The sequence below is a fragment of the Limnobacter sp. G6BE5S genome (assembly GCF_058448965.1).
Window position 1 is genome coordinate 289,880 of the sequence record NZ_JBZFLM010000003.1, and the last position, 19,333, is coordinate 309,212.

Annotated in this window: 20 protein-coding genes; 14 read left to right on the forward strand and 6 right to left on the reverse strand. The window is 51.9% G+C overall.

The window, feature by feature from the left end; all coding sequences use genetic code 11:
- Positions 1-4: 4 nt before the first annotated feature.
- Positions 5-946 carry a MerR family transcriptional regulator gene (locus ACVL1J_RS07090; RefSeq protein ID WP_341236786.1) on the reverse strand — a complete coding sequence of 314 codons (942 nt, stop codon included), beginning with the start codon at positions 944-946 and terminating at the stop codon, positions 5-7.
- A gap of 230 nt (positions 947-1,176) precedes the next feature.
- Here ACVL1J_RS07090 and ACVL1J_RS07095 point away from each other — a divergent pair, with 230 nt between their 5' ends.
- From ACVL1J_RS07095 to rfaE2, 12 genes are all read left to right on the forward strand, one after another.
- Positions 1,177-1,737 (forward strand): glutathione peroxidase, encoded by a 561-nt coding sequence (locus ACVL1J_RS07095; protein WP_491665226.1) that lies wholly within the window; start codon positions 1,177-1,179, stop codon positions 1,735-1,737.
- Between the two features lie 21 nt (positions 1,738-1,758).
- Positions 1,759-2,562, forward strand: coding sequence for a GTP cyclohydrolase FolE2 (gene folE2, locus ACVL1J_RS07100; protein ID WP_491665227.1), 804 nt, complete (start codon positions 1,759-1,761; stop codon positions 2,560-2,562).
- A gap of 117 nt (positions 2,563-2,679) precedes the next feature.
- The gene (locus tag ACVL1J_RS07105; protein WP_159572005.1) at positions 2,680-3,993 is read left to right on the forward strand and encodes an NAD(P)/FAD-dependent oxidoreductase; all 1,314 of its coding nucleotides are present in this window, start codon (positions 2,680-2,682) and stop codon (positions 3,991-3,993) included.
- Positions 3,993-4,811 carry a DUF1365 domain-containing protein gene (locus tag ACVL1J_RS07110; protein ID WP_394672894.1) on the forward strand — a complete coding sequence of 273 codons (819 nt, stop codon included), beginning with the start codon at positions 3,993-3,995 and terminating at the stop codon, positions 4,809-4,811. Before ACVL1J_RS07105 ends, ACVL1J_RS07110 begins: the two co-directional genes overlap by 1 nt.
- Complete coding sequence (locus tag ACVL1J_RS07115) at positions 4,808-6,034, forward strand: class I SAM-dependent methyltransferase (protein WP_341236783.1); 1,227 nt, start codon at positions 4,808-4,810, stop codon at positions 6,032-6,034. The genes ACVL1J_RS07110 and ACVL1J_RS07115 overlap by 4 nt, the downstream gene beginning before the upstream one ends.
- Positions 6,031-6,600, forward strand: a complete 570-nt coding sequence (locus ACVL1J_RS07120; protein WP_341236782.1) for a chalcone isomerase family protein — start codon at positions 6,031-6,033, stop codon at positions 6,598-6,600. Before ACVL1J_RS07115 ends, ACVL1J_RS07120 begins: the two co-directional genes overlap by 4 nt.
- Before the next feature lie 25 nt (positions 6,601-6,625).
- Positions 6,626-8,002 carry an MFS transporter gene (locus ACVL1J_RS07125; RefSeq protein ID WP_491665228.1) on the forward strand — a complete coding sequence of 459 codons (1,377 nt, stop codon included), beginning with the start codon at positions 6,626-6,628 and terminating at the stop codon, positions 8,000-8,002.
- Entirely contained in the window at positions 7,999-8,553 is a 555-nt protein-coding gene (locus tag ACVL1J_RS07130; RefSeq protein ID WP_341236781.1) for a DUF3833 domain-containing protein, read from the forward strand. The genes ACVL1J_RS07125 and ACVL1J_RS07130 overlap by 4 nt, the downstream gene beginning before the upstream one ends.
- A 36-nt stretch (positions 8,554-8,589) precedes the next feature.
- A complete protein-coding gene (locus tag ACVL1J_RS07135) occupies positions 8,590-9,399 on the forward strand; it encodes an SDR family NAD(P)-dependent oxidoreductase (RefSeq protein ID WP_341236780.1) in 810 nt (269 codons plus the stop codon).
- Entirely contained in the window at positions 9,383-9,871 is a 489-nt protein-coding gene (locus ACVL1J_RS07140; RefSeq protein ID WP_341236779.1) for a nuclear transport factor 2 family protein, read from the forward strand. The genes ACVL1J_RS07135 and ACVL1J_RS07140 overlap by 17 nt, the downstream gene beginning before the upstream one ends.
- Before the next feature lie 131 nt (positions 9,872-10,002).
- Positions 10,003-10,866 (forward strand): ferritin family protein, encoded by an 864-nt coding sequence (locus tag ACVL1J_RS07145; protein ID WP_159571982.1) that lies wholly within the window; start codon positions 10,003-10,005, stop codon positions 10,864-10,866.
- 12 nt (positions 10,867-10,878) lie between these two features.
- Positions 10,879-11,373 carry a D-glycero-beta-D-manno-heptose 1-phosphate adenylyltransferase gene (rfaE2, locus tag ACVL1J_RS07150; RefSeq protein ID WP_159571979.1) on the forward strand — a complete coding sequence of 165 codons (495 nt, stop codon included), beginning with the start codon at positions 10,879-10,881 and terminating at the stop codon, positions 11,371-11,373.
- Here rfaE2 and ACVL1J_RS07155 read toward each other — a convergent pair.
- From ACVL1J_RS07155 to ACVL1J_RS07175, 5 genes are all read right to left on the reverse strand, one after another.
- Complete coding sequence (locus ACVL1J_RS07155; RefSeq protein WP_159571976.1) at positions 11,370-12,506, reverse strand: mechanosensitive ion channel family protein; 1,137 nt, start codon at positions 12,504-12,506, stop codon at positions 11,370-11,372. The two genes, rfaE2 and ACVL1J_RS07155, sit on opposite strands and share 4 nt — an antisense overlap.
- A gap of 98 nt (positions 12,507-12,604) precedes the next feature.
- Positions 12,605-13,003, reverse strand: a complete 399-nt coding sequence (locus ACVL1J_RS07160) for a hypothetical protein (RefSeq protein ID WP_159571973.1) — start codon at positions 13,001-13,003, stop codon at positions 12,605-12,607.
- A 44-nt stretch (positions 13,004-13,047) separates the two neighbouring features.
- Complete coding sequence (locus tag ACVL1J_RS07165; protein WP_341236778.1) at positions 13,048-13,983, reverse strand: PPK2 family polyphosphate kinase; 936 nt, start codon at positions 13,981-13,983, stop codon at positions 13,048-13,050.
- Complete coding sequence (locus tag ACVL1J_RS07170; RefSeq protein WP_341236777.1) at positions 13,958-17,548, reverse strand: indolepyruvate ferredoxin oxidoreductase family protein; 3,591 nt, start codon at positions 17,546-17,548, stop codon at positions 13,958-13,960. The genes ACVL1J_RS07165 and ACVL1J_RS07170 overlap by 26 nt, the downstream gene beginning before the upstream one ends.
- A gap of 111 nt (positions 17,549-17,659) precedes the next feature.
- Positions 17,660-18,304, reverse strand: coding sequence for an EcsC family protein (locus ACVL1J_RS07175; protein ID WP_159571964.1), 645 nt, complete (start codon positions 18,302-18,304; stop codon positions 17,660-17,662).
- 322 nt (positions 18,305-18,626) lie between these two features.
- Between ACVL1J_RS07175 and ACVL1J_RS07180 the strand changes: the two genes are divergently transcribed.
- Together ACVL1J_RS07180 and ACVL1J_RS07185 are read left to right on the forward strand one after the other, a co-directional pair.
- Positions 18,627-18,809, forward strand: coding sequence for a Flp family type IVb pilin (locus ACVL1J_RS07180; RefSeq protein WP_159571961.1), 183 nt, complete (start codon positions 18,627-18,629; stop codon positions 18,807-18,809).
- A 21-nt stretch (positions 18,810-18,830) separates the two neighbouring features.
- On the forward strand, positions 18,831-19,325 hold the full coding sequence (locus ACVL1J_RS07185; RefSeq protein WP_341236776.1) for a TadE/TadG family type IV pilus assembly protein: 495 nt from the start codon (positions 18,831-18,833) through the stop codon (positions 19,323-19,325).
- The last annotated feature ends 8 nt before the right edge of the window (positions 19,326-19,333 follow it).

The window sequence follows — 19,333 nt, forward strand, 5'->3', positions numbered from 1 at the left end:
ACACTTACTGTTGACTGAATTTATTGCGCAGGCGCCAATCGGCAATCGACTCGCTGATGGACTCCAGGCTGGAGAGCAATACAAAGTCCTCGGAGGGCTTTTTGCGCAAGGCTGTCGAAGAACCGCCACACCAGATTTCAACCATTGGTGGCAATTTCTCTCGCAACTCGGCAACGGCCTCGAGCACCGCAGGCGAGCTTTGAATGACAGAGAAAGACAAGGCCACAATGTTGATATTCTGGGCTCGGGCGGCCAACACAATGTCATACGTTGGCGTTTGAGTTCCCAAGGAAACGCACTGTGCGCCTTCCATTGAAAAAATACATTCCGCCATCAACAAACCCAAGCCATGCAGCTCATTGGGCAGGGTGGTTAACAACACCCTGGGGCCTTTGCGCGTGGAGGGAATGGTGTTCAAGGCATTGCGCAACACAACTTGAATGGTTTCGGTATAAATGTGTTCTTCGAAAATTTCAAAGTAACCACGCGCCCAAGCATCGCCCACCATCGCATTAAGCGGAGCCACCACCTCAACCACAAAACGGCGCAAACCCATGGTGAGTGCAAGGCGCGACATGGTCTGTCGAAACTCCTCGGCGTCGTGTCGCTTGATCAATTCCATGTAGCCGTTCAGTTCATCGAGACTGTCTGGCGCCACATTCATGCGAGTGCCGGCACTGCTGACTTCAGCCAGCTTGACCAACTCATCGATGCTTAAACCTATGATTTTTCCGGGGCGGTGGCCGCCATCCAGAAGGCGCTTGATGACGCGAAGCTTTTCAACCTGATCGATCGAGTAAATGCGCTCGCCGAAGGAATCGCGCCCAGGTTGGGGAAAGTTGTAGCGTTTCTCCCAAACACGCAAGGTGTCTTTGGGCAAGCCGGTGTCCCGCTCGACTGCTGCAATTGAAAATGAGGGTTGGCTTAAATCTGCACGCTCATTCATACCTGAACCTGACCACGGTGAAACTTCAACATCTTTGTTTTGTCCTAGACAAATTGACTTGCCACACTGAACGAATAATAATGGAACTCAAAGCTTGATTACTAATCAAATTAGCATATTGGCTGAGATTTAACCACACATATAGAGACATTCAAGTGGAATTTATGCATTGTAAAGACAAGCGTCTGTCTAGTCCAGTCCGGGTAAACCTTGTGCACCGGTTTGCGGTCGTGACAATCGCGATGTTTGGCATTTTGCTGTGGAACTCGGCTCAGGCGTTGTCTGGCCAACAATGCCCAGCGTTGTTAAATCACCAATTCCCAAGGCTTCAAGACGAGAAGATGCTTTCCCTTTGCGATTTCAAGGGACAAGTGCTGTTAGTGGTGAATACGGCAAGTTTCTGTGGTTTTACTGGCCAATATGAGGAACTCGAAAAAGTACACCGGCAGTACAAGGAAAAAGGCTTTAGCGTGGTGGGTTTTCCATCGAGCGATTTTGGTAATCAGGAATACAAATCAAACCAAGAAATTGCGGCTTTTTGCAACAACACCTTCGGGGTGAAATTCCCGATGTTTGCAAAAACCGTGGTGAAAGGGGAATCGGCCAACCCGTTTTACAAACAATTGGCCCAAGCCAGCGGACAACAGCCCGGCTGGAATTTCCACAAATACCTGATTAACCGACAAGGACAAGTCGTGGAGACATTTAAAAGCAATGTTTCACCAACCAGCCCTGAGGTTACACAGGCAATACGCCGTGCACTCGATGCACATCCAATCACCAAGCAGTAATTATTATTGGAGCGCTTCATCATGAATGCACCGGATGGATTATTTTTACCTGACGAACAATCACGCGCAGACAAGCGAAACATTGCCATACAGCGTGTCGGCGTACGTGCGATCAAACACCCGATCATCGTTGAAACATTAGAAGGCCCCCAGCCCTCTGTGGCCACGATTGACATGTCGGTATTTTTGCCCGGCGATGTAAAAGGCACCCACATGTCGCGCTTTCTGGAAATTTTGCAATCGCAAGAAAGCGCACTGACCCCGCAAGGCATGAGGCAAATGATGCATGACATGCTTCAACGACTTGATTCGAGCGCGGGCACCATTACCATGAAGTTTCCCTACTTCGTGCGCAAGGTGGCACCCGTCTCGGGTGTTGCAAGTTTGCTGGATTATGAAGTCACGCTTGAAGCGGACAACAACGGCAAGTCCACGGATGTGTTCATGACCGTGGTGGTTCCAGTGACCAGCTTATGTCCTTGCTCCAAAAAGATTTCCGAGTACGGTGCTCACAACCAGCGTAGTCACATCACAATTCGGGCTTTGGTGGCAGACGGCATTGCGGTGGAAGAACTGATCCGCATGGCGGAAGAATCGGCCTCTTGCGAACTGTGGGGCTTGCTCAAGCGCCCTGACGAGAAATATGTGACCGAGCGCGCGTACGACAATCCGAAATTTGTTGAAGACTTGGTGCGCGACGTGGCCATTCGTTTGAGAGCCAGCAAAAAGGTTATGGCCTATCGAATTGAAAGTGAAAACTTTGAATCGATCCACAATCATTCTGCGGTGGCCTGGATAGAAGAGGACAAACGTCAAGAAAAGTAAGAAGTAAGAGGTTAGTTGGCCCTGGCTTCAAAAGCCGGGGTCAAATTCATTTACTGCAGTAAATAAAAGGTTAGGATGCTGGTAAAAACCCTTGCCTTTTTTCAACACCGAGTACAAATGACCAAGAATTCAAAAGAACTGCTGCCGAAAGTCGCCATTGTAGGTGGTGGTATTTCCGGTCTTACAGCCGCTTATGCGCTACGAGACCATGCACACACCACCCTGTTTGAGGCCAATGCGTACATTGGCGGCCACACCAACACGGTTGATATTGAAGTGGAAGGCAAGCAGGTTGCCGTGGACACCGGTTTTCTGGTTTACAACGAGCGCACCTACCCCAACCTGATCCGCTTGTTCGATGAGTTGGCGGTTGAAACCGTGGAATCGGACATGTCTTTTTCAGTATGTTTGCCCGAGCTGAACATTGAATGGGCTGGCACCAACCTGAATACTGTATTTGCGCAGCGCCGCAATTTGTTGCGCCCGCGCTTTCTGCGCATGTTGTTGGACATTGTGCGCTTCAACAAAGAAGCAACCGCCATGGTGGCTGATGCAGGTCGAGCCGCTCTTTTCCAGAGCAAGGCAAAAATGCACCTTGGTGATTATCTGGTTGAAGAAAAATACAGTGCAGAATTCCGCGACTGGTATTTGATACCCATGGCAGCGGCCATATGGTCTTGCCCCAGTGAGCAAATGCTGGCCTTTCCGCTAGCCACGTTCATTCAGTTTTGCCACAACCATGGTTTGCTGCAAGTCAACGACCGGCCCAAATGGTTCACCGTGAAAAACGGGGCACGCAATTACGTGCAAAAAATATTGCCTTTCGTCGATTTGGTCCACTCGAACACACCCGTACTTGAAGTTGACACCACGGGCACAAAACCCGCCGTGAAGACAAAGCTGGGCGAGCAGGAGTTTGACTATGTCATCGTGGCCTGCCACAGTGATGAGGCGCTGGGCATGCTGAAAGGCAACGACCTGCAAAAGGCGCAGTTGCAACACATTAAGTACCAGCCGAACGTGGCCTATCTGCACACCGACGTGAAGCTGATGCCCAAAACACGGAGTACCTGGTCATCGTGGAATTACTTGAGCGATGTGCTGAATCCGCAACCGAGCGTGTCGGTGACCTATTGGAGCAACTTGCTACAACCCCTGCCTGTTGAAAAGCCGATTTTTGTGACCTTGAACCCGATTATTCAACCTGACGCGAAGCAGGTATTTCGGGAAATTCATTACTCTCACCCAGTGTTCGATGTGCCGGCGGTTCAAGCACAACAGGTCTTAAGCGAACTTCAAGGCTTGAACAATGTCTACTTGGCAGGTGCGTGGATGAAATATGGTTTCCACGAAGATGGTCACACTTCGGGCTTGAATGCAGCGCGTGCGTTGATCGACAAACTGGCGAAAATCAAACAGAAGGCAGCTTGATGGCGCAAGAGCGTTTTCAACTCAGCAATGTAAAACTGGCTTGGGGCCTGGTGAAACATCACCGGTCACTTCCCAAGCCCAATGGCTTTACCACGGGCGCGTGCTTTGTGCGCCTGACATTCTCGACCCAGCATGAACCAAAACCAGCGCACGCTTACCCAGTGATCGATGGTCGGGGTTTGGTGTCGGTGTCTGCCAGCAATTATGGATTTGAATCCCACGCACTGAAGTTTCCTGAGTTTGTGACTGAACTGGTGTCCAAAGTTGAGGCAAAAACAGGCAGATCGCTTCAAGGTGAAGTGCATTTGCACACCTTTCCCAAAGTATTTGGCTATGTATTCAACCCAGTCAGCTTTTGGTACTTTCACGATGAAGCACAACAGTGTCGCGCTGTGATGTGCGAGGTGAACAACACCTTTGGTGAACGGCATTTTTACTTGCTCACTGCACCTGAAAGCCAGGCACCACTGAACAAGGGCATGTTGTTGCATGCCAGGAAGGAATTTCACGTTTCGCCTTTCTTCCCGGTTTCAGGGCGTTACGAGTTCAGGTTTGCCAGCAGTGCGAACCGAACCATGGCGCGAATCAACTACTTTGAAGGTCCCATTCAACAGCTCAGCACGAGTGTTAGCGGCGAACTGATGCATCCAAACACCCTGCTCTGGGGTAAAACCTTATTGAAATACGGCTGGTTTACATTGGCTGTAATCGCAAAAATTCATTGGCAAGCGGTGAAACTGCTGTTTAAAGGCGCGAAGTTTCATGGCAAGCCTGCCCCACCCCGTCAAACAATTACGCAGACTGAACTCGAAGCATGACTCAAGCCATTACTTTTTCCCAGTTTCAACTGCCCAGCCATGCACCGTCATCGGCACAGTGGACCCTGAAATTGCTGACCAAACTCAAGAAGGGACGCCTGGAGATTGTGACTCCTGAAGGCGTGCACCTGCTGTTTGGGGGCGAAGAAGACCAACCCAGTGCGAAAATCAAACTGAACTCGTGGGCTGTATGCCAGCGCGCACTGAAAGCGGGTGACATTGGTTTTGCCGAAGCCTACATTGCAGGCGAGTGGGAAACACATGACATTGCTTCGGTATTGGGCGTGTTTCTTGAAAACCGCAAAGCAGTGGAAACAGTGATTTATGGCAGTTTCCTGGGCAGTATTGCTTACAAAATCAAACATTTGTTGAATCGCAACACCAAGGCCCAGGCCAAGAAAAACATCCATGCCCACTACGACTTGGGCAACCCGTTCTACCAATTGTGGCTAGACCCCACAATGACTTATTCCAGCGCCCTTTTTGACGGCAACACCAGCCTGAGCCTGGAACAAGCGCAGCATGCCAAATACGAAGCCATGTTGAATTACCTGACACCCAAGACTGGCGAGCAGGTTCTGGAAATTGGATGTGGCTGGGGCGGATTCGCCGAGAAAGCATGCGCAGCAGGTGCCAGCCTGGTCGGTTTGACCCTGTCGACTGAACAACTGGCTTTTGCCAAAGCGCGTTTGGCAAAACAGGGTTTTGCTGAGCAGGCCGATTTCCGTCTTCAGGATTACAGGGATTGCCGTGGCCAATTCGACCACATAGCATCCATTGAAATGTTTGAAGCGGTGGGCGAAGAATATTGGCCCGCCTACTTCCAGTCGGTAAATCGCTTGCTGAAGAAAGGTGGCAAAGCTGCAATTCAAACCATTGTGATTCAAGACGAGCTGTTTGACCGTTATCGCAAAGGCACGGACTTTATTCAACAGTATATTTTCCCGGGCGGCATGTTGCCTTCACCCGCAAAATTCAGAGCCATGGCAGAAAAGCATGGATTGCGCGTGGTGTCGGAAAAAGCCTTCGGGAAAGACTATGCCGAGACATTGCGTCGCTGGCGCTCTCAGTTCATGAAAACGCTGGAGCAAGTAAAAAATCAGGGCTTTGACGATCCGTTCATTCGCACCTGGGAATTTTATTTGGCCTACTGCGAAGCTGGCTTTGAATATGAAAGCACCGATGTCATCCAGTTTTACCTCGAGAAGGTGGAAAACCAATGAAGTTGTTCCCGGCCCAGTTCATTCAACATGTTTTGCTAGGCCTGACCTTGCTGGGCACAGCGCCGCTGGCCCTGGCCAACAGCAATTTGAATGCGCCGCCCAAACAAGTCATTCAAACCATTGAGAACGCGAAACGGATGGGCCATGGCACGCTTCGCTGGTTTGGCCTGCGTGTTTACGACGGCCAATTGTGGTCCAACACCGACCCCGAAGGATTCAACTACAAGCGCGACCCCGCATGGCTTGAACTGAAATATGCCAGAGACTTTGATGGCAGCGACATTGCCGAACGCAGCATTGAGGAAATGGAAGAAATTGGCGCGGGCACCGAGGTGCAACGCCAGGGTTGGCTGGTGAAGTTGACATCAATCTTTCCAAATGTGGAAAAGGGGCACACCTTGAGTGCGCTATTCACGCCCGGCAAAGGCGTACTGTTTTTTCGCAATGGCCTGCCCCTGGCCAAAGTAGATGACCCGGAACTGGCCGAGGCGTTCATGGGCATTTGGTTGGACCCAAAAACCTCTGCGCCCGAAATGCGCCGCGAACTGATTGGCTTGAAGCGTTAATCACGGCCCCGCCGACATGAACCCAATGCCCCGAACCAGCGCCAAAGACCTGCTGAATTACGGCCTTCTGGGCTGGGCCTTGGGCGCCGTGGCAGTACCCATCTATATTCAGGTGCCCTACCTGTACTCCCGAATTTACGAAGTTCCATCGGCATGGGTGGGCATTATTTTGTTGTTGTCACGCCTGCTCGATGCTGTACTCGACCCCGCAATTGGTTTGTGGGTGGATCGCCGCAGCGGCCAGGGCAACCGGTACGCCCTTCCCCTGCTGCTTGCGGTGCCTTTGCTGTTGCTGGGTATGGCGGGTGTATTTTTTCCCTTGGGTAGCAACCCGACTGAATACGCAGCCAGCCTGATGGTGAGTTTGATTGTGGTGCACCTGGGCTACAGCTTTGCCAGCATTGCCTACCAAGCCTGGGGGGCAGAATTGGGCCACACCGACAAGGAACGGTCAACGTACGTGGCGGTGCGTGAAGGCGTGGGCATTCTGGGTGTGGTGTTCGCCGTGTCGTTGGCGCTTGAAACGAACGCAGGCCTGATATTCACGGTGTTCGCGGTGATGCTGGTGATAGGCATGTTCTTGCTCTTGAAGTTTTCACCCCAACCCGATCGTAGCGCGCAACAGCCGGTAAGTGCCCTGGCTCAAACATTCAACCATGTGCAAGCTGGCGCATTGGCGGCCATCCGCAAGGGGTTTGCCGATATTGTTCAACCTTTGCGCAGGCAAAACTTCCGAAAACTGATGGGTGTGTTTTTGTGCAATGGCCTGGCCGCTGCATTGCCCGCCACGCTGGTGCCTTTTTACATGCGTGACCGACTGGGTTTGGGCGATTCCGACCAATGGGTGCTTGCTGTGTACTTTTTGGTGGGTGCAGCATCCACTGTATTCTGGGTTTGGCTTTCCAGCAAAATCGGCCTGGCTCGGGCATGGCTCTTGGGCATGATTTTGTCCATTCCAGCCTTCATCATTGTGATCGTACTCGGAGAAGGCGACCTGGCGGGTTACCTGCTTGTGTGCATTGTCACTGGCTTTGCATTGGGCGCAGACCTGTCGCTGCCTGCCGCATTGGTGGCACGCTTGATTGAAGAAAACGGCGAGCGCGGCAAAACAGAAGGCACCTATTTCGGACTTTGGAACTGGATCAACAAATTCAATTTGGCGCTGGCACCCAGTTTTGCGCTGGGCACCTTGCAATGGTTCAGTTATTCGGCCGACATGGCAACAACCGAGACCTATCAAAACATGGGGCTGTTACAACAATTGGCCAACGACCCGCTGCTGTGGGTGTACGCCTTGGTGCCTTGTGCACTGAAGCTTCTGGCCATTGTGCTGTTGGGCCGTAGCGGCCTGGCCAGCCTGAACCAAACCACAAGCAACACAGCAATCGGGAGTACTGCATGATTTACGCACAACAATGGGCACGCAAGCTGCAACTGGCTTTCTTCGCCTTGGCCGGCGCACTGGTTTTAACAGCGTGCGCAAGCCCGCAACCCACCGACTATGCACAAGAAAAACCGGTGCTGGACCTGAAAGAATATTTCAATGGCACCATTGACGCCTGGGGTGTGTTTCAGGACCGATCTGGCAAAGTAGTGAAGCGGTTTACAGTGGTGATGAAATGCACTTGGGACGGCAACACCGGCGTGCTGGATGAAGACTTTACTTACTCCGACGGCACCACCCAAAAACGGGTGTGGACGCTGAAAAAAGACGGCAACAAATACACCGGCACGGCTGGCGATGTATTGGGGCAAGCCAACGGAGAAACTTCCGGCAATGCATTTCAATGGAAGTACACCATGCTGCTGCCCGTGGACGGCACCACCTACGAGGTGCAGTTCGACGACTGGATGTACCAGATGGACGACAAGGTGATGCTGAACCGTGCCACCATGAGCAAGTTCGGTATAGAGCTGGGTGAAGTATTACTTAGCTTTCGCAAACGCGACTGAGTACAAAACCGAGCGGCAAACTACAAAGGAAATCGCATGAGCTTTAATCCGAAACTGACCCAATGGCAAAACAAACGGGTGTGGCTGGTGGGTGCATCCACTGGTATCGGCGAAGCATTGGCCCGCCAACTCGACCAACTCGGCTGCAAGCAAATGTTGTCGGCCCGCAGCGCAGACAAACTGACCACTTTGGCGGGCGAATTGCAACATGCCACCGCCCTGCCACTGGACATTACCCAGCAAGCTGCTGTGAAAACGGCATTTGACAATGTCATTGCTGCGTGGGGAGGCGTGGATTTGATTGTGTTGATGGCGGGCACTTACTCGGAAATGTCGGTTGCTGAATTCGACATCGAGAAAGTGAAACAACAAATCGACGTGAACCTGAATGGCACCATGTACGTGCTGGCCAACGCGTTGCCCAAATTGCTCGAGCAAAAGTCAGGGCACCTGGCAATCGTGTCCAGTGTAGCCGGCTATCGAGGCCTGCCCAATTCACTGGCCTATGGCCCAACCAAGGCTGCGCTGATCAACCTGGCTGAGGCATTGCATGTCGAGTTAAAACCACTCCACGTGGGCGTGAGCGTGGTGAACCCGGGTTTTGTGGACACCCCACTGACCCGCAAAAATACCTTCCCAATGCCGTTCCTGATTACCGCTGAAAAAGCCGCACAGGAAATTATCACAGGCCTTGAGAAAGGTGAATTCGAAATTCACTTCCCCAAGGCATTCACACGCTCGCTGAGAACCTTGCGCGTGCTGCCGTATTCACTGTACTTTGCCGCGGTGCGCAAGCTGACTGCCAATAAAAACAAAGCGGAACTTGGCCATGAACAAAGCAAATAACGCCGCTGGCAAACCAGGCGGGCTTGCACCACTGGATCGTCAACAGTTGTCTGAACCCTTGCGCAGGCTGATTGATTTTTTTGAACACATCACTGAGCAAACAGTGGCAGACATGCCCAAATTTTATGCGGCTGATGCTTACTTCAAAGACCCGTTCAACGAAGTCAACCAGGTTGAGGACATCGCACGTATTTTTGGCGAGATGTTCCATCAGGTCAACAACCCACGCTTTGTGGTGCACACCGCATTTGAATCCGGCCAACAAGTATTCATGGCTTGGGACTTTCTGTTCGAAATGAAGCGCTTCAAGGCCGGGCAGGTGCAGTGCATCAAGGGTTCGTCGCACCTGTTGTTGAACCAAAACGGGCTTGTACAGTCCCATAGAGACTACTGGGACACGGCTGAAGAGCTCTACGAGAAGATCCCGGTGTTGGGAGGACTGATGCGCTGGCTAAAAAAGCAAGCGGGCTAAAAGCCCGAACCAGGCGGGTTTTGGCGTACACTTGTGCACATAAATGCCTTGTGTCACCAAATCTTCATGCGCTTCATGACATGTCTTGTTAAAATCACAAAGTCAAATCTATTCAGTGAAGGTGGAGCAACATGTTGTATCCAGAGTTATTCAGGTCATTGGAATCCGTTCGTTGGAACATGGAGAAGGACATCAATTGGGATCAATTCGATGCCTCCAGGTTGTCTGAAGAACAGGCCCAAACCATCAAAATGAATGCAATTACCGAGTGGTCAGCCTTGCCTGCCACTGAAATGTTTTTGCGAGACAACAAACACGACAGTGACTTTTCCGCCTTCATGTCGATCTGGTTTTTTGAAGAGCAGAAACACTCGCTGGTCCTGATGGAATACCTGCGTCGCTTCCGCCCCGACTTACTGCCCACCGAAGAAGAGCTGCATGCCGTGCGCTTTGAGTTCGACCCGGCACCACCGCTTGAAACACTGATGCTGCATTTTTGCGGCGAAATTCGCCTGAATCACTGGTATCGCTGCGCCTCGGACTGGCACACCGAACCCGTGATCAAGCAGATCTACAAAATTATTTCCCACGACGAAGCCCGCCACGGCGGTGCTTACCTGCGCTACATGAAAAAAGCCTTGGTCGAAGTGGGTGATGGTGCACGTGCGGCTTTCAGCAAAATTGGTGTGCTCATGGCTTCGGCTCGCCGCACCCAAAAGCCTTTGCACCCCACCAACCTGCATGTGAACAAAGACTTGTTCCCCAATGACACGGTGCAAAGCCGCCTGCCCGATCCCGATTGGCTGGAAAACTGGCTGGACGGTCAAATTCGCTTTGATGCCGACTGGGAAAAGAAAGTGGTTGACCGCATTTTGCACAACATGAGCTTGCTGTTTGAACGCACCTTTGAATCGGTGCAAGACCTGAACCGCTACCGCAAGGAAGTGATGGCGCGCTTGGGCGCAACAGAACCACCTGTTGGCAACGCAGCCTGATTTGATTGCACTATGACAACAACAGGAAAACCGGCACGCTTTGAAAAAAAGGTGTGCCACCCCAGCGAACTTGCAGAACGCGCCAAACAACTCAAAGGCCCCGTGGTATTTACCAACGGGGTTTTTGATTTGCTGCACCGTGGGCATGTCACTTACCTTGACCAGGCTGCGCAAGAAGGCCAAAGCCTGATCGTGGCAGTGAACTCGGATGAATCAGTCAAACGCCTGGGCAAAGGCCCAGACCGCCCCATTAACACGCAAGCTGATCGAATGTATGTGCTGGCGGCGCTGGAATGCGTGGCCCTGGTCACCTACTTCGAAGAAGACACCCCATTGAATGCAATTTTGGCGGCCCGACCCGATGTACTGGTGAAAGGCGGCGATTGGCCTGTTGAAAAAATGGTGGGTGCCAAAGAAGTTCAAAGTTGGGGGGGCACAGCGTTGTCTATCGCGTTTGAACACGAGCGCAGCACCACGGCCACGCTCGAAAAAATCCGTAAACTCTAAACCTTGCCAGGCGCAACGCTGGCCTGCGCAAATTGTTCAGGCAAACTGGCCACATGCAACGTGGTGGTTGGAAACGCTATTTCCGCACCGTGTTGCTCAATGATCTCGGCGATTTTCAGCAACACGTCCTGCTTTACTTCGTGGAACTTCACCCAAATTGTGGTTTTGGTAAAGGTATACACCAACAAATTCACACTTGAACCACCAAACTGGTTCAGGTTCACAATCAAGGTTTGATCGTCGTCAATTTCGTCGTGATCAATTAACATGCGTTTCACACCGTCTGCAATCGCTCTAACCTGGGCAATGTCGTCGTAACGCACACCAATGGTTTCCTGAATTCGACGGTGCGTCATACGCGATGGGTTTTCCAGGGAAATGGTACTGAAAGTGGCATTGGGCACGTACAGTGGGCGTTTGTCGAAAGTACGAATGCGGGTGAGTCGCCAGCCAATGTGCTCTACAGTGCCTTCAATGTTTTTATCCGGTGAACGCACCCAATCACCCACTACAAATGGGCGATCCATGTACACCGTTAAACCCCCAAAAAAATTGGCCAGCAAATCTTTGGCGGCAAAACCCACTGCAATACCGCCCACGCCACCAAAGGCAAGCACGCCTGAAATACTGAACCCCATATTTTGAAGAATCACCAGCACCGCGGTGATGATGATAGAGGCACGCAGCAACTTGCCAATTGCGCTCGCGGTGGTGGCATCAAGCGGTTCTTTGATCCGGTCGGGGTTTTGAAGCGCCACTTCAAACCGCTTTGCCAAACCAAACAAGAACCAGGTGATCAACACAATGATGCCAACCCGACGCGTGGGATCGATGAATTCGAAAATTTCGGCGTTGTTTGCCATGTGCGTAATTTTGGCCGCCCATGAAATACCCAACAGCCAAATCAGCAGCTTCAGTGGCTTGCGGGCACTTTCAAGAAATACATCATCCCAGGGATTGTTCGATTTTTCTGCAAGGCGCCCCAAATGATTGAACACCAAGCCAACAGAATAACTGACCAACAGGGTGAGAAAAACCACCGCGAAAACCTGGTACACCCACGTGTTGTAGGCCAAAAATTCAGGGGGCACACCCATGCCGACGAGCCATTCTTGTACGCTGGCAAAATTCATGACAACTCGTTCAATGAAACAAAAGAGACAGTGTAGAGAACCTGAAAAGCAAAAATGCCCCCGAGGGGGCATTTTTGGTGACTACATTTGACAGAAGTTTACTTCTTCTCGGCTTTTGCCTTACCGCTGGCCTTCGCATCGGCTTTCACGTTGGCGTTCACGTCGGCATTGGCCTTGACATCAGCGGCTGACTCCACTTGACCAGTGCGCTTACCAACTTCGCCTTTTGCTTCAGAATGCATGGCGCCAGCTTCATTGCGCATTTCATTGCCCTTGGACTTTGCGCCTTTCACTGCAGCGCTGGATTTGCCTTTCAAATCTGCGTTGGCATTTGCATTGGCATCCGCTTTGGCCTTGGCATCGGCGTTCAAAGAAACACCCGGCACTTCAGCGTTCACGCCAACACCAGTGTTCACACCCAAGCCCACCGCCATGGCGGAGGCCGAAAACATCAGGGTACTGGTGATAACGGCGAGTTTCAATGTAGTTTTTTTCATGGTTAAAGTCCCCTTGAAATTTTGTTTGGGAATCGAAATAACGGTTATGTTCCTTGGGCGGTTGACGACTTTCGCCAGAACTCGCTTTTTGCGACAACAGGATCTGGGTCAGGCCAAGCCAAACCCATGCGCTCCAGCGTGCCCACCAGGATTTCTGCCACCAGCATATTACGGAAACCTTTGTGGTCAGCAGGAATAATCCACCAGGGCGCCTGTTTGGTGCAGGTTTTTTCGAGCACCTGTTCGTAGGCATTGGCGTACATGCTGTAATTCTCGCCACAGTGAAGGTCTTTTTCAGTCAACTTCCAGCGTTTGTCGGGAGTTTCCCAACGCTCGACCATGCGTTGATGCTGTTCTTCGCGGGAAATATTCAGGAAAATTTTGAGCACTGTGGTGTCGGTTTCAACCAGCAAACGCTCAAAATCATTGGTCTGACGAAGGCGCTCTTCAATCCAGGTAGTCGACACATTGTCCTGAATAATCGGCATGATGATGCCATCGTAATGCGAGCGGTTGAAAATCACCGATTGCCCGGCACCGGGCACATGAGGATGAACGCGCCACAAAAAGTCATGCGCGGCTTCTTGCTCGGAAGGTTCTTTGAAGGACACCATGCGCAGGGCCATCGGGTGTACCGAACGCATAATGGCGCGGGCTGCACCATCTTTTCCAGCGGTGTCCATGCCTTGCAAGATAACCAGCAGCTTGTGTTCGCCTTGTGCATAAAGGCAAGTCAACAAATGGTTCAGTCGTTCCGACAACTGGTCGACGCGCTCGTGCATGTCCTCTTTGGAAGGCATGTCGCCGTAACGGGTAGGCCATTGACGCAAGCGAACCGCTTTGCCATTGACCATACAGGCCTGCCCTAAAATTTCCCACTGACTTTCAGGCACCAAGGCATCGGGCAATACTTTTTCAGAGCGCTTGGTTTCTTTGCGTTTGGTGACTTTGGCTTCAGGTTTGTTGTCTGCTTTGGTCATGCTGATCCAGGTTGTGCTTGTTTTCCACGGACTTTTGAATCTCGAACCGCACTTGTTCAAATGATTGGGCACGAACCTGACCAAAACCTTTCACCTGATTGAACAGGTCAAGAAGGTGCTCGGTCTGTTTGCTGTGCTGCAACATTGAAGGATTATTGTGCATCAGTTCCAACCAGGTTTCAAACCAACTCACCAGTAAAGTCTGGTTTTTACGCTCTAAACTTCCTCTAAATGGGTCAAATGCAGTGTTTCGCAAGTGGCGCAAAGTGGCCAAAACCTTGAGCACAGAGAAAAACCAGGGGCCCAATTTAATTTTTCTTGGGCGACTGCTGTGCCCGGCCAGCCAAGTGGGGGCAAAGTGAAAATACAGCTTGGCCCCCGGCTCAAATTGCGCCATGGTGTGCTGTTGCCAATCCGGGTTGGTGTGCAAGCGAGCCACTTCAAACTCGTCTTTGAAAGCCAACAATTTGAAATACGTGCTGCACAAGCGCACCCACTGGTATTGTAAACCCAGCGACTCAAAACCCGAACGCAAAGGCAATACCTTGGCGGTAAAACGGCTAGCGAGTTTCGCGTTTTGATACTGCGTCAACTCGGACTCATAGCGGGCCAGCTTGTCATTGTCGGTCTCTGATTTGGTGGCAGAAGCGGCCTGGTTGTTCAACAAATCCTGCAGAAGGTCAGGCTGGGTCACCGCCAGTCGACCCGCATCAAAAGCCATCAGGTTTTCATTCACTTTCACGCCATTTAATTCAATCGCTTTGCGCAGTGCAGCCAAGTGAAGGGGCAAACACCCCCGCTGCCATGCAGCACCCAAGAGCAAAGCGTTTGCATACACGGTGTCACCAAAAAGGTGCTCGGCCAGCCACTGGGCACGAATGGGCGAATACTGCCGCTGCGGCTCGTGCAAGGCGCGGGCAATGTCTGCATGCATTTGATCTACGGGGGCGCACCAGTCTCGCTGGGCAATAAAATCGGCGGTGGGAGACGTGTCGGTATTCACCACGGCGAACGCAGCGCTATTGAGTAATTCCAGAGTTTTCTCGTGCGCAGACACGACCAGGTCACCGCCTATCATCAAATCGGCTTCACCCACCGGAATTTTGGAGGACGCCAGGGTAATGCCCGCGGGCGCAAACTGCACATGAGAAAACACCGCACCGCCTTTTTGCGCCAAGCCAGCCATGTCCAGTGCCAATGCTTCCATACCCTGCAAATGCGCAGCCATGCCCAACCAGGCGCCAATTGTTACTACGCCCGTGCCACCTACGCCATTAATCAGCACCGAATAACGATGTTCAAGATCATCAGGGTGCAGGTGAAATGGCGGCTCCACGAGACTGGCACACGCTTTGGCAAGCGCATGGTGATGCCCGGAAACATCGGGCTTGCGCAACTCGCCACCTTCGACAGTCACCAGGCTAGGGCAAAGCCCTTCCAGGCAACTGTAGTCTTTGTTGCAAGTGGATTGGTTAATGGTTCGTTTGACGCCCCAGGGCGTTGAAACCGGCTCTATCGACAAACAATTGGAATGCTTCGAACAGTCGCCGCAGCCTTCGCACACGCGTGGATTGATCAATACACGCTTGGCTGGGTTAGGAAACATGGGTTTGCCTGTGGCTGGATCAGTTCGCTTGCGCCTGCGGCGTTTTTCCGAGGCACAGGTTTGCTCGTAAACCAGCACCGTGGTGCCTTTGATGTCGCGCAGCAGTTTTTGCACCGTGTCCATGTCGCGGCGGTCGAACACTTCAATACCTTCGGCTTTGGGGTCTTCGGCCAAATCGCGCAGGTGCACCCCAGGGTTGTCGCTGACAATCACAATTTTGGCAACGTCCTCGGCTGCCAGTTGGCGGGTAAGTTGTGCAACGGTCAGCGTGCCGTCAAGGTGCTGCCCGCCCGTCATGGCCACCGCATCGTTGTAGAGTAATTTGTAGGTGATGTTTACACCGGCGGCGACACTGGCCCGAATGGCCAGAATTCCGGAGTGGAAATAAGTGCCGTCACCCAGGTTGGCAAACACATGCTGTGTTTCGGTGAACGGTGCCTGGCCGATCCACGGCACTCCCTCTCCGCCCATTTGTGTGTAGGTTTGCGTGTTTCTGTCCATCCACACGGCCATGTAATGGCAACCGATACCCGCCATTGCGCGGCTTCCCTCGGGCACTTTGGTTGAAGTATTGTGTGGGCAACCTGAGCAAAAGTAAGGCTTGCGTTCCACTGGCACGTGGGCTGAATGCCCTACTTCATGACTGCGTTCAATGGTTTTGATTCGGCTTTCAATCAGTGCTGTGATGTCGGCAGGCAATTGCATGTGGCGCAAGCGTTTGGCAATTGCCAATGCAATTAATGCTGGGTCCAGTTCATAGTGGCTTGGTAACAGCCAGTTACCCTGGGGCAAAGACCACTCCCCGCCCTCTCGACCATCTTCGGCCAGCCTTTCGTCAAACTTGCCATACACCTTGGGGCGCACATCTTCTCGCCAGGCATACAGCTCTTCCTTGATTTGATACTCCACCAATTGACGCTTTTCTTCAATGACGAGAATCTCTTGCAAACCCTTCGCAAAGTCCCGTATACCCACTGCATCAAGTGGCCAAACCATGCCCACTTTGTAAACACGCAAACCAATTTCCGCGCATCGCTGGGGGCTTAAACCCAAATCATTCAAACTCTGCAAGGTGTCCTGAAAAGCCTTGCCCGTGGCCACAATGCCGAATCTTGCACACGGTGAATCAATCACCGTTCGATTAATTTTGTTTGCACGGCAAAAGGCCAGCGCTGCATACAGCTTGTGATCAATCAACCGGGCTTCTTGAGCCAGGGCAGTGTCGGGCCAGCGAATATTCAACCCACCGTCCGGCATGTCGAAATCGGTGGGAATCACCGTAGTGTGGCGCAGCAGATCAATGTCGACTGTCGCCGAACATTCAACCACGTCAGCCACTGTCTTCATGCCAACCCAAACTCCCGCATAGCGGCTCATGGCATAACCCAACACACCGAAGTCCAGAATTTCCTGCACATTGCTTGGAAACAAGACCGGAATCATGGCCGCTTTCAGTACATGGTCAGACTGATGCGGCAAGGTGGAGCTTTTTGCGGCGTGGTCATCGCCAGCCACCAGCAATACGCCTCCGTGTTTTGATGTGCCTGCTGCATTGGCATGCTTGAACACGTCGAGACTGCGATCTACACCGGGCCCCTTGCCGTACCAAAGACCAAATACGCCATCCACTTTTGCGCCCTGAAACAGATTGAGCTGCTGACTTCCCCACACCGATGTGGCGGCCAAGTCTTCATTGAGACCTGCCTGAAAATGAATGTTTGAAGGATCAAGAAATTGTTTTGCCGCCCAAAAAGCCTGATCAACCGCACCCAAAGGGGAGCCGCGGTAACCCGAGACAAAACCGCCCGTGTTCAGCCCGTTCTTCCGATCCAGTTCGGATTGAAGCAACATGAGGCGCACCAAAGCCTGGGTGCCGGTGATGTAAATTTTTCCCTGGGAAAGCGTGTACTTGTCACTGAGCGTGACTGCGCGATACTGCGGTTGGTGTGGGGCATTCATGAGCACTTTCCTCCACGAAACAGATAAGTTTCAGCGAGTGCGAGTTGCCTTGCGTATGCCTTGTGAGCGACACGAGGCCCTATCCCAGTGTTACACAGAGCTCACAGGGCTTCAAGCCCCTTGGTCGGGTTGAATGTCTTTCACGTTGTCGACGTTGAACATTTCTTCTGGTCTTGGATAGCTTTTTTTGGATTTGCGTGCGGGCAATTTCTCCCCAGAGAACAACTCGACCGCAGTGCGCGCAACTTCTTTCGTATCCAAGGCGGCGTAAGCAGACACCACCGCGGCACCCGCCAGCGGAATGATTCGCGATGCAGTGCGCTTGGCCACCCGCTCGAATACCGCCTGTCCAATTTGTTTTGTTACACGGACTGCGATATCCCGGCTTCCGCTGCGGGTAAATCGATCAATCAGATCAAGCACCGATTTGGCTGATTTCTCCTCATGTTCCAGCGGAATCGATCTTTCATACTCGCGCACGGCTGTGTCCGTGACATGACTGAAAAGACAAGTCATGAGTTCTTGTTCGGTCAGTGGCTTCTTGTGACCAAAAGTTACGGCAATGTCAGCAACCATTTGCGCCTGAATCCGCCACACAATGATCAGATCGGGCAATACGGTGAGCATTCCCAGTGGGCCCACGGGCAAAGCCAATCCGCCCGACACGGCAGCCGCCTTTGCACAGGCTTTTTGCGTAATTTCCTTGGCGCGTTCATAAGGCCGCTTGGCTTTACCCGGCTCTTTGGAAACGGGCATACCGCCTGTGAGAAAACCAAAGAAGGCATGGAGGGGCCCCATTAGGGCTCTGGGTAAATTGGTCTTTTGCATGAATAGTTAATCAAAGGCAAATTGTTTCTGACAGTAACAATCAACAAGTCACAGACTTGGTTTACTATCGTAACTCACAAGGCGTAATCAGTTTGGGTGAAATTCCCTAAGATTGCTGTGGTCCTTGGGGTCAAAATTGTGAATAGACGGTGCAATTCACGGTCTGATCTTGGCTTTGATCCATTTGGAGTACCCCTAACATGGGGGAATTCGACCTAGAGTTCGATATTTTCACACAGGAGTGAATGTCATGAGCAATGCAGCAAACAAACAGTTGGTTTTGAAACGCAAGGAAGAAGGCGCTTCCTTGATCGAGTACGCAGTAATCGCGGCTTTGGTTGTAGCGCTGGCAGTGGCTGGTTTTGCTACGTTGGGTGGTGGTCTTGAAACGGCATTCGGCAACATCGTTAACGCCCTGACCGGTGGTGAGTAAGATCCTCGCCATTAATGCACAGTGAACTTCAATATTCGGGCCAGATCTTCTCTTTGCCGCCGCACTGTTAAACAGCGCGGTGCCCAACTTGTTGAGCTGGCCCTGATGTTACCAATTGTACTCACAGTGATTTTTGCAATTGTGGGTTACAGCCTGTTGTTCATGGTGCAACACACGCTTAGTTCAGCAGTTTCACAGGCTGCACGAAGCGTTGCTGTTGCCGGTAGCACGGCCGACCCGGAAGCTGCGGCCAGGCAATTGTTGTTGAATTCCCTGCCCAGTGCAATGTACCCGGCGGGCTTTAGCTTTTCCACCGACCAATTGGCCGGTGCTGCTGATTGCGGCAACGCTTTGGGCGCGGGTACTAACCCAGCCTTGAGTTGCCTGGAATTTCGGGGGTTTTTTAACACTTCAGAAAATCCGTTTTTGTCCAATATTCCATTTGCAGATACTTTTTTTCCAGAACAACTCAGCGCCAGCGCTGTAGTTCTGTACCAGAACACCGACGCACTGTAAATTCTTCC

Bases quoted from the DNA above. Each gene is read 5' to 3' on its own strand.
- ACVL1J_RS07125 (WP_491665228.1), top strand. From the start codon at position 6,626: ATGCCCCGAACCAGCGCCAAAGACCTGCTGAATTACGGCCTTCTGGGC.
- ACVL1J_RS07120 (WP_341236782.1), top strand. From the start codon at position 6,031: ATGAAGTTGTTCCCGGCCCAGTTCATTCAACATGTTTTGCTAGGCCTG.
- ACVL1J_RS07135 (WP_341236780.1), top strand. From the start codon at position 8,590: ATGAGCTTTAATCCGAAACTGACCCAATGGCAAAACAAACGGGTGTGG.
- ACVL1J_RS07140 (WP_341236779.1), top strand. From the start codon at position 9,383: ATGAACAAAGCAAATAACGCCGCTGGCAAACCAGGCGGGCTTGCACCA.
- ACVL1J_RS07180 (WP_159571961.1), top strand. From the start codon at position 18,627: ATGAGCAATGCAGCAAACAAACAGTTGGTTTTGAAACGCAAGGAAGAA.
- ACVL1J_RS07145 (WP_159571982.1), top strand. From the start codon at position 10,003: ATGTTGTATCCAGAGTTATTCAGGTCATTGGAATCCGTTCGTTGGAAC.
- ACVL1J_RS07160 (WP_159571973.1), bottom strand. From the start codon at position 13,003: ATGAAAAAAACTACATTGAAACTCGCCGTTATCACCAGTACCCTGATG.
- ACVL1J_RS07115 (WP_341236783.1), top strand. From the start codon at position 4,808: ATGACTCAAGCCATTACTTTTTCCCAGTTTCAACTGCCCAGCCATGCA.
- rfaE2 (WP_159571979.1), top strand. From the start codon at position 10,879: ATGACAACAACAGGAAAACCGGCACGCTTTGAAAAAAAGGTGTGCCAC.
- ACVL1J_RS07155 (WP_159571976.1), bottom strand. From the start codon at position 12,506: ATGAATTTTGCCAGCGTACAAGAATGGCTCGTCGGCATGGGTGTGCCC.
- ACVL1J_RS07105 (WP_159572005.1), top strand. From the start codon at position 2,680: ATGACCAAGAATTCAAAAGAACTGCTGCCGAAAGTCGCCATTGTAGGT.
- ACVL1J_RS07175 (WP_159571964.1), bottom strand. From the start codon at position 18,304: ATGCCCGTTTCCAAAGAGCCGGGTAAAGCCAAGCGGCCTTATGAACGC.
- ACVL1J_RS07130 (WP_341236781.1), top strand. From the start codon at position 7,999: ATGATTTACGCACAACAATGGGCACGCAAGCTGCAACTGGCTTTCTTC.
- ACVL1J_RS07110 (WP_394672894.1), top strand. From the start codon at position 3,993: ATGGCGCAAGAGCGTTTTCAACTCAGCAATGTAAAACTGGCTTGGGGC.
- ACVL1J_RS07165 (WP_341236778.1), bottom strand. From the start codon at position 13,983: ATGACCAAAGCAGACAACAAACCTGAAGCCAAAGTCACCAAACGCAAA.
- ACVL1J_RS07090 (WP_341236786.1), bottom strand. From the start codon at position 946: ATGAATGAGCGTGCAGATTTAAGCCAACCCTCATTTTCAATTGCAGCA.
- ACVL1J_RS07170 (WP_341236777.1), bottom strand. From the start codon at position 17,548: ATGAATGCCCCACACCAACCGCAGTATCGCGCAGTCACGCTCAGTGAC.
- folE2 (WP_491665227.1), top strand. From the start codon at position 1,759: ATGAATGCACCGGATGGATTATTTTTACCTGACGAACAATCACGCGCA.